Raw genomic sequence first — 14,383 nt, 5'->3', positions numbered from 1 at the left:
TTCGACGCAGCTTCTCTCGTGTTAACTTTCTACCATAGTCCCCGAGCGGAGACGGCTTAGGCAAACTACCTCAAAAAGAACAGGCACTACCTACCGCTTAGCTCCGCACCTGATACACTCACTCAGCTTCGAAGCGCCAAGCGGGGGTATTGGCTTTTGCCATGGCGGATATTTTCATAAGTTATTCTACTAGGAATGCCCGAATCGTCGCAGCTTTGGCCCGCGACCTCATGGAGGCTGGTTTTACCGTTTGGTACGACACCTCGTTGATCGCCGGCGAGAGATTCTCTGATGCAATAGCTCGCGAGATAGACCAGGCCGGAGCCGTAATCGTAATCTGGTCGCCTGAAGCTGCACAATCGGACTGGGTGCGCTGGGAGGCTAACCGTGCTCGGGAGAGAGGTGCACTTGTCCAGGTCATGACGCCTAACATGACCGTAGACGAAATTCCCGCGCCCTTCGGTGTGTTCCAAACAGAACTAATATCAAACCGCGAGGGCATCTTTGCTGGGCTCGCGAATCTCGGAATCCGTCGCTCCGACGCATCGAGCCGGAAGGCGGCGGAACTTAAGAATCACCTCGTCATCCTTGTACATGGAATACGAACACGCGCATCTTGGATGGGCACAATTGCACCGGTACTAGAGCGTGCCGGCTTCGCAGTTGGACTTACAAGCTTCGGAAGATTCGGAGCGCTTAGATTTCTTGCCCCATTCGGTCTATTTCGGAGTGATCCTCTAAGTAGGGTCGTCGAGGACATCAACACGTCACTGATGCTTTATAAACGCAAGGAAGGAAAGCCCCCGGAGAAGATGTCGGTGATTAGCCATAGCTTTGGCACTTATGTCATCTCAGAAATCTTGATGAAGCATCCGGAATTCAAATGGCACCGCATAATCTTTGCCGGGAGTGTTGTCCGGGAAGACTACAAATTCAGTAAAGTCGTTGAACTCTTCGACGACCCCCTAATCAATGAGGTCGGCACTCGTGACTTTTGGCCAGCTCTCGCAGAAAGCGCAGGGTGGGGATATGGATCTGTCGGAGCATTCCAGTGGAATAGACCCGGGACCGTAACTCGTTTCCACAAGAACTACAGACACAGCGATTTTCTGACCCCACTATTCTGCGAGAAGTACTGGGTGCCATTTCTTCGCGGAGAAGCACCCAGAGCGGCTGACAATCCGACACGCATGCCGCTCTGGGTACGCGTACTAGCCGCGCTTCCGCTGCGATGGCTCATACTGCTTACATTTCTTGCTATACCTGCGGCAATCACTCTCAACTATTTCAATCCTGACTTACTGACAGACGCTTGGCCAACATTCACCCCAGGAGATAGTGTACCGGCTAAACGATATCGAGCTGCCTGCTTTCAATTTCCAGCTCTATGTCGTTTGCCAGATTCTGCAAGGCGTGACTTGTTGGATACTTTGGAGAAAGACGCTGAGCAAACGTCTTCTCTTTCCGGAACAGGAAAGGTTGATTGCTTCAAGGGACTAGGAAATTGCGAGTCCACAGCCGATCAACGACTACGGTGTTCCCAGGGCCAGGGAGGATGTTAATGGGTGTGTACCTAGCTATTGCCTTGGAGCCGTGATGTTGAACCGGCGAAAAGTCTTCCAGCTTGCTATTGTAGGCTCGCTATCACCATACTTTAGCGAGACCTCTCTAGCCGCATCTTCGCCCAGGCAGCCGACCCCACTGCTCGTCAATCCCGATTCTAAATCGGGTCGGTACTTTGACCACCAACTGTACAACAGGTCTCAAAGCGACATTGTCGACAGAGTGATTATCTCTGAGCTCAAAAGTATCGTTCGCGTTCTTAACATAAATCCCGGAATCAAGTTCATACGAGACAATAACGCTTTTGCTTCCAAACAGACGATCGTGGACGGCACTAGTGGTACCGTTGTTCTCGGATTAGCTTTAATTGAAACCTTATTGCAGGAAGACGATGGGGCGTTCTCTCTCGCGGGTATTTGCGCTCACGAATGTGCGCATATCTACCAATTTTTTGGAGCGCGCATCGAAGATGCAGTGAAAAAAAGTGGTATACCGTGGAGCGACAGCAACCCGACATGGGGCGACATCAATGCTGAACTTCATGCCGACTTCATCTCGGGTTACTACCTAGGCAGAACGAGAGGTCGCACACGAGACTATTACCCAGCCGGCGGTCAACTTGAAATATTCACACGTCAACTAACTAAATTCGGGGACGCTTCTTACACAAATCCAACCATTCATGGTCCACTTGACTTGCGAGGAGAAGCATTCCAAGGCGGCTTTAGGCTCGGAGCCGATAACCAGACACTTGAAACGGCTTCTGATGACGGAGTACGTTTTGCGCTATACGCCAAGCGCTGAGTTTCATCTCGACGAGCCCAACCGCATCTAGGGTGCGTACTCATAAAATCTGCCGCTGAGAGTAGGCGTACCTGGTGTCCGCTTGTCCCCCAACAACGGCGCGAGCGGACGTTCTCGGACTTCCGAGAAGGGCCGATTTTGTTGAAAAAGGCGGTGTTGCGACTCAAGGATAGCAGTGATTCAGTCTGTCTAATTGGCAGGACTGAAGATCATGATGGGGCATCAGCAAGTCGAACAGGCTGCGTTGTTCTATGAGTTCTCGCTGGAGAAGCATATTCCCTCCGACCATCTCTTGAGATCGGTCGACAGGTTTGTCGATCTGCAAGAGATCAGGCAAGACTTGGCGCCTTTCTACAGCCGCATCGGCCGGCCTTCGATCGATCCCGAACTGATGATCCGGATGCTCCTGATCGGCTACTGCTTCGGCATCCGGTCAGAGCGGCGCCTGTGCGATGAGGTTCACCTCAATTTGGCCTACCGGTGGTTCTGCCGGCTTGGTCTGGAAGGGGCGGTGCCGGATCATTCGACATTCTCCAAGAACAGGCATGGCCGCTTCCGGCAGAGCAATCTCTTCCGTCGCGTGTTCGAGAGCGTGTTGCGCCGCTGCATCGAGGAGCGACTGGTCGGTGGTGAAGGATTTGCAGTCGATGCGAGCCTCATCAAGGCCGATGCCAACCGGCAGAAGGGAATCGAAGGCGATAAGGGACTTCCGCCGGATGCTGCTGGCCGAGCAATCGATGAGTATCTGGCTGTCCTGGATGATGCCGCGTTCGGAGCCGCGACCGAGGTTACCCCGAAGTTCGTATCGCCCTCTGATCCGGCGGCGCGCTGGACGGGGGCGCACGGCGGCCAAGCCTTTTTCGCCTATTCGACGAACTACCTGGTCGACATTGAGAACGCGATCATCGTCGATGTTGAGGCAACGACGGCAATCCGGCAGGCCGAGGTATTGGCCGCTAAGCGCATGATTGAGCGCTCGCTGGAGCGGTTTGATCTCTATCCGAGCCGGCTCCTCGGTGACAGCGGCTATGGCTCGGCTGAGATGCTGGCTTGGCTGGTCTATGAGCACGGCATCGAGCCGCACGTTACAGTCTTCGACAAGTCGGCACGCACAGACGGTATCTTCTCGCGCGACGACTTCACCTATGACCATGCTGGCGACATCTATCGTTGCCCTGGTGGCAAAGTTCTTACCACGACCGGAACGTTGGTGAATGACGGTGCCACCATGCTCTACCTCGCCAGCAAGCGCGATTGTGATCGATGCGCATTGAAGGGTCAGTGTTGCCCCAAGCAGGCATCACGGAGGGTGCCGCGCTCGATCTACGAAGGCGCTCGCGACATGGCGCGCCAGATCGCGAGATCGTGGGAGGGAGGCACCTCGCGCCGGCTCCGCAAGAAAATCGAAATGTTGTTCGCCCACCTGAAGCGCATTCTCAAGCTCGACCGATTGCGTTTACGAGGCCCCAACGGCGCGCGCGACGAGTTCATCCTCGCGGCAACCGCCCAGAACCTTCGAAAGATGGCCAAGCTGATCCCGATGCCCACCCCGAGGCTCGCATAGGGTCGATAGGGCATTTCGGCCTCGTCGCAACGAAGCTATTACAATGAAATACTGCCGCCCTTTTTCAACGGAATCGGCCAACAGCAGACGTCCACGACTCAATTGCTGCAAGGCGCGTTTCGCGGAAAAATGACTCGGAAACCAGAGCATTCCAATGAGTGAGACGTAAGCGCGTTTTGACTGAAAGGCGTACAAGTACGGATCACCAGTTGACGCAATCTTTATGATTAACGCTCAGCCTACCTCAGAACGGCTCGCAGCTGCCTTTTGGGGATTTTGGCAATGGCATTCTTGCAATTGAAAATCCGTGGACGATTGATCTTGGGCTTTGGTGCGCTCTGTGTTCTCCTCGCCGCAGTGGTAGGCATCACCATCAGCAAGGTTCGCGCCGTCAGCGAAGCCACCGATCAGACCGTAAATTTGCGGGTCCCAACCGCAATAACCGCCGGTGATCTGGTGGCGGGGGTATACGCCTCGCTCGCCTCGCTGCGCGGCTGGCTCATCACCGGCAATGACACATTCAAGGTCGAGCGCGCAGTGCTCTGGAAGGACATCCAGGCGCGTGGTTCCGAGATGGACCATCTCTCAGGCCAATGGACGGTCGAGCAGAACAAGGTGGACTGGAAAGAGGCTAAGCCGCTGCTCGACGAGTTGCGCAACGCGCAGGACAGGGCTGAAGCGATCGCCCACACCATCGACGAGCAACCCGCAGCAAAGATCCTCGCGACCGAGGCGGCGCCGCTTGCCAAGCTTATGCTGCAAAAGGCAACCTCGATCATCGACGAGGAAGGCAGCATCGCTTCGACCGACGCGCGCAAGAGCCTCTTGATCACCTTTGCCGATATGCGTGGCAGCATGGCAATGGCAATCGGTGCGATTCGCGCCTATCTGCTGACCGCTGACGTGACATTCAAAAACGAGTTCGTCGAGCTCTGGGCTCTCAATCAGAAGAAATTCGATGCGTTGGAGCAACGGAGATCGGAAATGACGCCCGATCAGCAGAAAGCCTTCGACGCGCTCGTTGCGGCTCGTGCCAAGTTCGCGCCGCTGCCGCAGAAAATGTTCGACATTCGCGCCTCGGATCGCTGGAACATGGCGCAATGGTTTTTGACCAACGAGGCAGCGCCCCGTGCAAACAAGCTGCTCGATATTTTTGTCGGCGTGAAGAATGCAGCTGGCTCACGTTCCGGCGGCATGGTTTCCCGCCAACAGGATAGCCTGAAACAGGACGGGGCGATGGTTCTGGTGGAAACCGGCTTCCTGATGACCTTGCTTTGGGTACTGCTCGGCGTCGGCATTGGTGTCGCCGCCGCCGTCGTGTACCTAACCAATCGTTCGATCGTTCCGCCGATCCTCGAAATGGTAGGGGCCATGGGGCAACTAGCCGACGGCGACCACTCGGTTGCGGTCCCTGCGACCGATAAGAAGGACGAGATTGGCCTGATGGCGCGGGCGGTGCTGATCTTCAAGGAAAACATGATTAAGGCCAAGGAGCTTGCTGACAAGGAGGCCGAGGCAATCAAGGCACGCGTGGCGCGGGCCGCGCGGGTCAACGAACTGACCCAAGCCTTCGATGCAAGCATTTCCACGGTATTGCGGTCGGTTGCGTCAGCGTCCACCGAGTTGCAAGCGACGGCCTCGTCGATGACGGCAACGGCGGAAGAGACTTCCAACCAGGCGACCGCGGTCGCGGCTGCGACTGAGGAAGCCTCCTCCAACGTGCAGACCGTCGCTGCCGCTTCAGAGGAGCTGGCCAGCTCTGTCACCGAAATCAGCCGTCAGGTGGCGCAGTCGGCTACCATAGCCCAGAAGGCCGTCGAAGAGGCTGGTCGCACCAATACCACAGTGCAAGGCCTCTACGAGAGTGCCTCCAGCATTGGCGACGTGGTCAAGCTCATCAACGACATCGCCTCGCAGACCAACTTGCTCGCACTAAACGCCACAATCGAAGCGGCTCGCGCTGGAGAAGCTGGCCGGGGATTTGCCGTGGTGGCAGCCGAGGTCAAGAGCCTGGCTGAGCAGACCGCCAAGGCGACAGAGCAGATCGGCGCCCAGATTGCGTCGATCCAGAACTCGTCAGCCGACGCGGTCACTGCGATCCGCAGCATCACCGGAACGATCACTGAGATGAACGAGATCGCGTCGGCGATTGCCAGTGCCGTCGAAGAACAGGGGTCAGCGACGCAGGAGATCGCTCGCAACGTCCAGCAGGCGGCGCTCGGCACCAGCGAAATCTCGGCGAATGTCGCCGGGGTTCAGCAGGCCGCCGGGGATACCGGCGCTGCTGCCCATCAGGTGTTGCAGGCGTCCAGCGATTTATCGAAGCAATCAGAGACCATGCGTGGCGAAGTCGAAACCTTCTGTCAATCGGCCTGCAAATTTGACCCCTCATCGGCGTCCAATTTTGACCCCTTCGTGCGGCGGGTTTTGCTGGTAGCGCTCGTCTCGTCGGAGCTGGCCGGGATAGCGGAGGCGAGACGAGCGCGGGTGGCGTGATCGTCGTCTCGACTCTTGAACCGCCAGCTATCGTTGCCGGTCTCGACGATGTCGCAGTGATGGGTCAATCGGTCGAGCAGCGCGGTGGTCATTTTGGCGTCGCCGAACACGCTCGGCCATTCGCCGAAGGCGAGATTGGTGGTCACGATGACGGAGGCGCGCTCATAGAGCCGGCTGACGAGGTGGAAGAGAAGCTGGCCACCGGACTGCGCGAAGGGCAAATAGCCGAGTTCATCCAGCACGATGAAGTCCATCCGGGTCAGATGCTCGGCGAGCCGTCCTTGCCGTCCGTTGCGGGTCTCGGTCTCGAGGCGATTGACGAGGTCGACTACGTTGAAGAAGCGGCCGCGGGCACCGGATCGGATGCAGCTTCTGGCGATGGCGATGGCCAGGTGGGTTTTGCCTGTGCCAGTGCCGCCAACCAGCACGACGTTGCGTTGTTGGGCGATGAAGCCGCCGCCAGCGACATCATTGACGAGAGTCTGATTGATCGGCGTGCCGTCGAACTGGAAGTCGGCGATGTCCTTGGCGAGCGGCAGCTTGGCAATGGTGAGCTGGTATTTGATCGACCTGGCTTGCTTCTCGTTGATCTCGGCGTTGAGCAGGTCGCCGACAATGCGCTGAGGTTCGTGCTGGCGCTTGACGGCAGTCGCCATGATCTCGTCGAAGGCAGCCTTCATGCCGTAGAGCTTGAGTTCGCCCATGAGGTCGAAGATTTGGGTTCGTTCCATCAGATGGTCCTCCGGAGGTTGTCGTAGCGAGCACAATCGGCGATCGGTGCATGACGGAGCGTCAGTGCGGCCGGCGTCATGATGTTGGCCGGTGGGGCGGGTTCGCGTTGACGGGCCAGGATATTGAGCACGACATCGGCGGAATGGACGCTGTGACTGAGCGCTTCGGCACAGGCCGCTTCCACCGCGGGCAGACCGTCAGTCAGCACCGCGTTGAGGATGTCGACCATCTGCCGATTGCCATCGTCGGTGCTGGCAAGCTTGCGCCGGATCCGCTCGATCGCGGCCGGCAGCACCCAGTCTTTGAAGGGAGCACCATTACGCAAGGCGCCGGGTTTGCGGGCGAGCACCGGCACATAATGCCAGGGGTCGTAGACGGTATCGCCGCGGCCAAAGGATCGCGGGTGCTCGGCAACGATGCGTCCATCCTGACGGATCACGATGCGATCGGCATAGGCTTGAACCTCGACGGGGCGTCCGACTGCGCTGGCTGCGACCGAGTACTTGTTGTTGTCGAAGCGCACCAGGCAGGTCTTCGAGACCGATGCCGTCACCGCATGGAAGCCGTCGAAGCGGCCGGCATAGGGAACGAGATTGGGGCGTTCGGCTTCGAACACGTCCCAGATCGTCTGATCGACCAGCTCCGGATGGCGATGAGCCTTGGCGTAGGCGATGCATTTGTCGAGCAGCCAGGCGTTTAACTCGTCGAGGTTTTTGAACCGCAGCCGCGGCGTGAAGAAGCGTTCTCGCACCAGCCCGACCTGGTTCTCGACCTGCCCCTTCTCCCAGCCCGACGCTGGCGTGCAGGCGACCGGATCGACCAGATAGTGACTGCACATCTGCAGGAAGCGGCGATTGTAGAGACGCCCTTTACCGACGAAGATCGTCTCCACGGCGGTCTTCATGTTGTCATAGATGCCGCGGGTGCAGGTGCCTTTGAACAGGGCGAACGCCCGGTCGTGGGCGTCGAACACCATCTCCTGCGTCTCCCGCGGATAGGCCCGCACGAACAGCATGCGGCTGTGACAGAGCCGGACATGGGCGGCCTTCACCATCACCGTGGTGCCGCTCAGCAAGACCACCTCGTGGCTCCAGTCGAACTGGTAGGCTTCGCCTGGGGCAAAGCTCAGCGGGACATAAGCGGCCGCGGTCGATTGCCCGCGTTCTTTGCTCCACCGCCTGGCGTAACGCCGCACCGCATCGTAACCGCCGTCATAGCCGCGGCCGCGCAGCTCTTCGAAGATCCGGATCAACGTCAGCTGTTCGCGAGCCGATTTAGCCGCGTTCGCCGCCAGCAATCCATCAAGCTCTGCTGCCCATCGTCCCAGCTTTGGCCGCGGCTGCACCTGCCGCTCGTACTCGAAGGAGGTCTCTCCCGACCTCAGCACCTTCCGAACCGTGTTCCGCGATACCTTCAGGTCACGGGCGATCTCCTTGATCGTCTTGCCCTTGATGAAGTGCTCGCGCCGGATCCGGGCAATCGTCTCCACGATCAGCATCCCCCACCACCTGCTTCGTTCCAAAGCAGGCAACGCAACAGACCAATCTGTAGGGGGTCAATTTTGGACGCCGATCCCCCGGCTTAGGGGGTCAATATTGCAGGCCGAACGACACGTATCTCCGCCCCGCACTCCAGCACCTGAATTGTCGGGTCCTGGCAGCGAGGAGGAGTGCATGTCTGATATTGTTCTTTCTGCAAAGAGCGCAAAACTCATGATGGTCTGCGAGGCAGAAGGCTTCGCAACCATCGACGACCTATTTGTCTTGCTCGCGGCCGATAACCTGTGTCCGGCCATTTGCATGACTGAGGGCTGCGATCGCATCGAGCGCTTGGAATCCGATCAAGAAGAGGGCTACTGCGAAGGGTGCGGCGGCAACACCATGGTTTCCGTTCTCGTTCTAGCCGGTCTCATTTAGGAGGCGAGCATGGACGCACGGAGCAAAGAACACGTAGCTCGGATCCGAGAACTCAACGATGCGTTCCGCCGCAGTTTCGCGGGCGGAATGGTGCTCACCACCTGCGGTGTCGAAGGCCTGCCGGAAATGGTGAAGGCGAAGGCATTACAGCTTGTCGCCGCCTTCGACCAATTCGAGATGGGCAACGATCCTCGCGGAGAGCACGACTTCGGCAGCTTTGAGCTCTGCAATCGGACGTTCTTTTGGAAGATAGATTACTACGACGAGCGCTGCGAATTCGGCTCGGCGGACCCGAGCGATCCCAGACAAACAACGCGTGTGCTTACGCTGATGCTTGCCAGTGAGTACTGATAGAACAAGAAGCTACCGCCTCCCATCTTAGACACGGCGGATTGATGCTCCAGCAGGAGGAGAACCGTTGTGGGGACCATCGGAAGGCCTGTCGGACCGTATAGGTTAGGCGCCCGATCAGCGCGGATCAAACTTGGACCAATAGTCCGGCCCTCAGATTCTGGGGGCTTTCTTCTTTGGTTAGACCGAACGCTGGCGCTTACGGCCAGGAGCGGACATCAACGAGTCCTCAGCCTCTGATAAAGGAGTCAACAATGACCCGCACCGGACCAGGCCAACACATTGGAGCAGTGATGTTACCCGCGCTGCAGTCATGGCGGGGTATAGTGATATGATGAATTTAGAGCAGTTTTGGGCGAGCGCAGGCTTCTATTCAAAGCGTTGAGAAGATGTTGGTTCAGCTGACGGCGGCTGCTTAACCGGAGAACACAAGTCGGAATTCACGCTCCGTGTGGCTGGAGCAACTGACGGTGTCTTCCAGGTGGCCAAATGCTCTGCGATTGGGTGATGTACAAAATCCAGGCGTAAGGTTGCGTTTGAAATTCGGCCCTGAAGGATTCCACAATCTCGCAGCTCTCGTATCAACTCAAAGGATGAGAATTTTTCCCCAGAAGAACTGAAAAAGGGCCTCTGGACACCTTCGGCATCAAACACACCGCGCAAGTAATCTTCGGACACGTCCTGCGGAGCACAATCATCATCTAAGCACGCAGTGGCGGCAAGACGGCAGGCTCTGAGAAAATCACCCTCGCTCGGGGCACTAGTTATTTTTGCACGAAGAGACAGCAAGTAGCTGTTTATCAATTCGGAAAAGTCTTTGGGCAGACTTTTATGATCTGCCAAATAGTCTAACGCCAGCCGCGCAAACAGTGGGCTCAGCCCCTGACCTTCCGAAAACTCCAGAAGAGCGCGAGTTGCCTCTTCTTCCCTTTCCTTCGAGATCAAGCCCGAAATCAATTGCTTCAATTGCTCCTCGTTCAAATATCCTATGTGAACTTCGGTAAACAGCTCGGGATCAGGGCACGAGTGACGTGATGTGATTAAAACGTGGGTCAATTTCCTGTTTCTGACGGCTTCAACAATTTCGTCAACGGCGTTGGACCTTTGAAACTCACTTAGCCCGTCGAAAATCAACCCCACGTATCCCGCTTCTATGAGGCGGCTCGCGAAGGTACGTGGCACCATCGATTTCGCCATTGGGCCGCTTAATGCAGCAGCAACGTAATCGTGGAGCGAAGCCCTCCACGCGAAATCGACAACAACTGGAACGAAGCGCCCATCCGCAAAGCATCGTCGACCAGCTTCAAATGCAAGTGAGCTCTTCCCGCTTCCACCCGCACCCGAGATCCAGAGCCGCACAATCTTTGCGGTCACCGCCTGCTCGATCACACTTTCTCGCCCAATATTTACGTAGCTTTGCCGTTGCTTCACCGAAGGACGTTCGAAGAATCCATGAGCGGCCAATGAAGATCTACTTGCACTTAGCCAAGCGGATATCGCTCGGTTGGTGGTACCCAATAAGTTGATCAGGGAAAGGATCCGGGCACACTGCTTGCCCAGTTCGAACATTTCGATGCTCATGAAGTACGACCTTCCGGCGTCTGTTTTCCAGCACCCTCCAAATTATGGATGACCGGTTGATCGTCTAACCACAGTGAGAGAGAGCAGAGCATGCCCGGCTTAATAAGCCAAACAACGAAGATGCTGCTTGCAAACAGTCCGTAGAGCACGAGCATCGCATACAAGAGCTTTTCATAGAACGAAAGCGCTTGCACATACGTCCAAGCATTCTTAGCAGCGTCTATTAGCTCCGTCCGAAATCGGACAAAGCGGTCACTTCTATAGAAGAGTGCTACGGCCACTAAGTTGGAGGATAGATGCCCTGAGAGAGCCTCCTCGTCCAACTCACGTCCGGCAGCAAATCCTTTTACTTGCGCAGGGTCTTGTCCCAGTCGCGAGACCCAGCCGTTGTGAGTTATCGTGGTAATGCCGCGCGGACTTAAAACTGAACGCCCCTGGGGCACAGCATCGGGTAGTGAAAAATAACGAAATTGCCCATCTGCAGAGCCTACAACTAAGATATCATCCTGACAACCGACGGTGGCTACGTTGTGCCCGAACGCTATTCGCTTCAGTTCGTTACCGCTCCCGGCCTCAATAAGATGCACGTCACCTGATTCATGTCCTGTTACTAGAAGGCCGCCATGGCGAGTGAAACACAACGCGTGAACGGAATTTAGGAGGTCATGAGTGAAGCGCACCATCCACTTTCCGTCGTGCTTTTCCAGCACGACAAGTTTCTGGCAAGCCATGGCTGCAGTCGTGTTGTCGCTTGAAAACACAATCCGCGTGGAGCTCCATTCACGATTGCAGGAGGAGGGAATATCAAATTGGTCCTGTTGCTCAAATGCGGGGCTCAAAATGACGACTGACGATAATAATTCTACGGCGAGACCTCCGCCGGCGAGAGGAGTCACACCTCGTATTGGCGCGCCAAACTTCCTTTCGGAGACAACGGCTGCCTGCTGATAGTCCGCCGGGATCTGTAGAATTTGGATGGTCTTGTAGTCGTCCAAAGTGACGAACAATCTGTAACCATCAACGGACCAGTCAACCCAGCGTGGTTTGTCATTTAAATCCACACGCCGTGTCTCCTCACGTCCTAGTCCCGTGATTAATACCGCTTTTTCGGAATAGCTTACGCTGACTAGTCTTCTCGCTGCGTGCACCTCTACAGAGTTGGGAATGCCCAGTTCAGGCCGGGAGCGTACGTCAAAATATCCGGCGATCGGATCCCAGCAACGCAATGAGCCTGCTTCTCCGCAGACTAGCGGTGAAGCTCCGTCGACGAACCCGACCGAGCCTATGTGGACGTTCGCAGGCAACCATGTGAACAGGGGAGCTAATCCAAGCTGCCAGATTGTGATCGCACCATGCTCTGAGCCAGTTACAAGCAAGCTTTCATCGTCAGAGAGCTGCATTACTCTAGTCATGTCAGCGAGATTGAACTCGTCTCTCGCTTTACTTTCGTACGAGACGACCCGACCGCTCGGGTCTGGATTTCGATTGAAGACCCTGATTGAGCCATTATTCAAGACGGCGAGAAGGGATTTGTCGCCATTTATAAAGCGCACGCCGACTAGGCTACTACTTTCCAAATGTTTTATCGGATGCCCGATGGAATTACCGGTCTCAACATCCCACACAACGATTTGATCATTGTGGGAATACGACACAAGCATCTTTCCGTTACCCGAAAAGGAAACGCCACTTGGCAGTTCGTCACCATGTGGAGCAATAATCTCTTTGATGAAATGCCCATCACCGTCGAAGATCATCAATCGGCTTTTTTGAAGTCTGTCGATGTCTTGAGACATCGCGATTGCAATAAGCGCACCAGAAGGCGAAATTGACACGCCCATGGCCGTGCCATACCGAGGTCTCAACGATTCGACTACTAAGGGCTCGTTGTCCGATAGCGAGAACAGCCCCAACTTTCCGAAGCTTGATGTTGCAATAAATCGATTGGAGTGCGGCAAAAATCGGGTATGCCCCGCTTGGTCATTGAGCCCTTCGGTCGGCCAGAGGGTGGACTTAGGATTGGTTAGTCCGATACTTCGCACGTACCCAGGCCCGCCCGCGATGACGTTAGTGCCGTCGTCCGATACGTCTATCGAAAAGACGTTACCCTTAACCTCTGCCCCTTCCCTCGACAAAATCCCATCCTGCGACAGCGTCCGGATGAGGCCCCTCTCCGAAGAGACAACTATCTTTTTAGAGGAAGTGATCGAGATATCTGAAATGCGGTGTTCGTCTATTCGAATGGGAGGTCCAACTTGAGCATAACCTATTCTCCACAACTTAGGCGGGGCATTTCGATTTCCCGATACGACCGTTACGTCATCGGCGAGAAGCTCGATTAGTTCGGGTGTTTGACCCGATACAATCTCATGAAGGATTGAGCGCTTTTCACTTTTGGGCTGCGCCGACCACAAGAAGACATCATAAAAATCGCTATAAACGACATACTGATCATCGGGCAGGAACTTCAACGTTCGCTCCTGAACGTATGATGCCTCGCAGCTCGCAAGAGGGGTTGCGGTATGGACTTTGCCAATCTCGTCCAGCAAAATCGAAGTTTGAAAAATCTCGATTGTTCCATGCGAGGCGATGGCTAGTCTTTGGCCATCCCGAGAAACCGCCAAGCCCCGCAATTCTGATTCAGACGATAATGAGCCGGCTTCAGCTTTGACGAGCTGTACGGTACCAATAGCCGCAACGTTGCTAGTGTCTAACGCAAAAAGCGTCCCATCGCGCGAGACTGATAATACCTTTTTGGCACCCCTAACGACGCTGAGGCCCGAAAGCGTTCTCTTGTGAAGAAACACTCTCTCCTTCACAATTTTGCATTTTGTATCCCAAACGCTTATGGAGCCATCTTCGCTTCCAGTTATTATGAGCTTGCTATCGCTATCATAAACAATGTGGCTAATGGCTGCGCCGCTGTGGTCTCTGCCAGCACATATTGGGTGTGCTCGAGAGTCAATGATCTTCAGTTCGCCTGAAATCGTTCCTACTAAGAAATGGAAGTTGAACTTAGCGTCAGAAGCCTCAATCAATTCGAGGGCGGAAGTGCTCTCGTACGCCGTAAGTACTTTCTTGGGTGTGTTGCCGGACTCGATTTGCCAAAGGGTGATCTCACCTGAGTTCTCGACGTTTGCGAATAGATCCGAACGTGTTGGGTGAGGTCTGATTACGCTGGAACTCTCCGGAGCAGCTTGTATTTCGAATTGGATATCAGCCGTCTCGCATTTCGCGGAAGGAGCAGCCAAGAACGCTGCTACGGAAAAGAGGATGAGCTTTGTGAGCGTTTGCAGTTGTTCGAACGCCATACCGTTTCCCCCAACCAGCGCTCCTTTGGAAAACCGATAATAGATCTCAATTTAAAACTGTATCA

General features: G+C 55.7%; 8 protein-coding genes and 2 pseudogenes. 6 read left to right on the top strand and 4 right to left on the bottom strand.

What is annotated here, in order from left to right:
• Positions 1-161: 161 nt before the first annotated feature.
• From X265_RS34380 to X265_RS34365, 4 genes and pseudogenes are all read left to right on the top strand, one after another.
• Positions 162-1,562, top strand: coding sequence for a TIR domain-containing protein (locus tag X265_RS34380; RefSeq protein WP_128968854.1), 1,401 nt, complete (start codon positions 162-164; stop codon positions 1,560-1,562).
• Positions 1,563-1,596: 34 nt separating this feature from the next.
• The gene (locus X265_RS34375; protein ID WP_128968853.1) at positions 1,597-2,367 is read left to right on the top strand and encodes a M48 family metalloprotease; all 771 of its coding nucleotides are present in this window, start codon (positions 1,597-1,599) and stop codon (positions 2,365-2,367) included.
• A 211-nt stretch (positions 2,368-2,578) separates the two neighbouring features.
• A complete protein-coding gene (locus tag X265_RS34370; protein ID WP_128967725.1) occupies positions 2,579-3,931 on the top strand; it encodes a transposase in 1,353 nt (450 codons plus the stop codon).
• A 282-nt stretch (positions 3,932-4,213) separates the two neighbouring features.
• Positions 4,214-6,139 (top strand): annotated as a pseudogene (locus tag X265_RS34365) (HAMP domain-containing methyl-accepting chemotaxis protein); the annotation flags it as partial.
• A 155-nt stretch (positions 6,140-6,294) separates the two neighbouring features.
• Here the strand turns inward: X265_RS34365 and istB are convergent.
• Positions 6,295-7,158 carry an IS21-like element helper ATPase IstB gene (gene istB / locus X265_RS41575; protein ID WP_128963210.1) on the bottom strand — a complete coding sequence of 288 codons (864 nt, stop codon included), beginning with the start codon at positions 7,156-7,158 and terminating at the stop codon, positions 6,295-6,297.
• An 8-nt stretch (positions 7,159-7,166) separates the two neighbouring features.
• A pseudogene (istA, locus tag X265_RS34355) lies at positions 7,167-8,657 on the bottom strand (IS21 family transposase); the annotation flags it as partial.
• 175 nt (positions 8,658-8,832) lie between these two features.
• Between istA and X265_RS34350 the strand changes: the two are divergent.
• Together X265_RS34350 and X265_RS34345 are read left to right on the top strand one after the other, a co-directional pair.
• Positions 8,833-9,075, top strand: a complete 243-nt coding sequence (locus X265_RS34350; protein WP_128968851.1) for a hypothetical protein — start codon at positions 8,833-8,835, stop codon at positions 9,073-9,075.
• Between the two features lie 9 nt (positions 9,076-9,084).
• A complete protein-coding gene (locus X265_RS34345) occupies positions 9,085-9,426 on the top strand; it encodes a DUF3768 domain-containing protein (RefSeq protein WP_128968850.1) in 342 nt (113 codons plus the stop codon).
• Between the two features lie 369 nt (positions 9,427-9,795).
• On the opposite strand, the gene X265_RS34340 is transcribed toward X265_RS34345, so the two are convergent.
• The gene (locus X265_RS34340) at positions 9,796-11,007 is read right to left on the bottom strand and encodes an NACHT domain-containing protein (protein ID WP_128968849.1); all 1,212 of its coding nucleotides are present in this window, start codon (positions 11,005-11,007) and stop codon (positions 9,796-9,798) included.
• Positions 11,004-14,318: a WD40 repeat domain-containing protein gene (locus tag X265_RS34335; RefSeq protein WP_128968848.1), complete on the bottom strand. Its 3,315-nt coding sequence runs from the start codon at positions 14,316-14,318 to the stop codon at positions 11,004-11,006. Before X265_RS34335 ends, X265_RS34340 begins: the two co-directional genes overlap by 4 nt.
• Between the last annotated feature and the right edge of the window lie 65 nt (positions 14,319-14,383).

It is taken from the genome of Bradyrhizobium guangdongense (assembly GCF_004114975.1).
GTDB classification, from domain to species: domain Bacteria; phylum Pseudomonadota; class Alphaproteobacteria; order Rhizobiales; family Xanthobacteraceae; genus Bradyrhizobium; species Bradyrhizobium guangdongense.
Note: the sequence above shows the minus strand (reverse complement) of the source record. Positions and strands in the feature narration are given on the sequence as shown.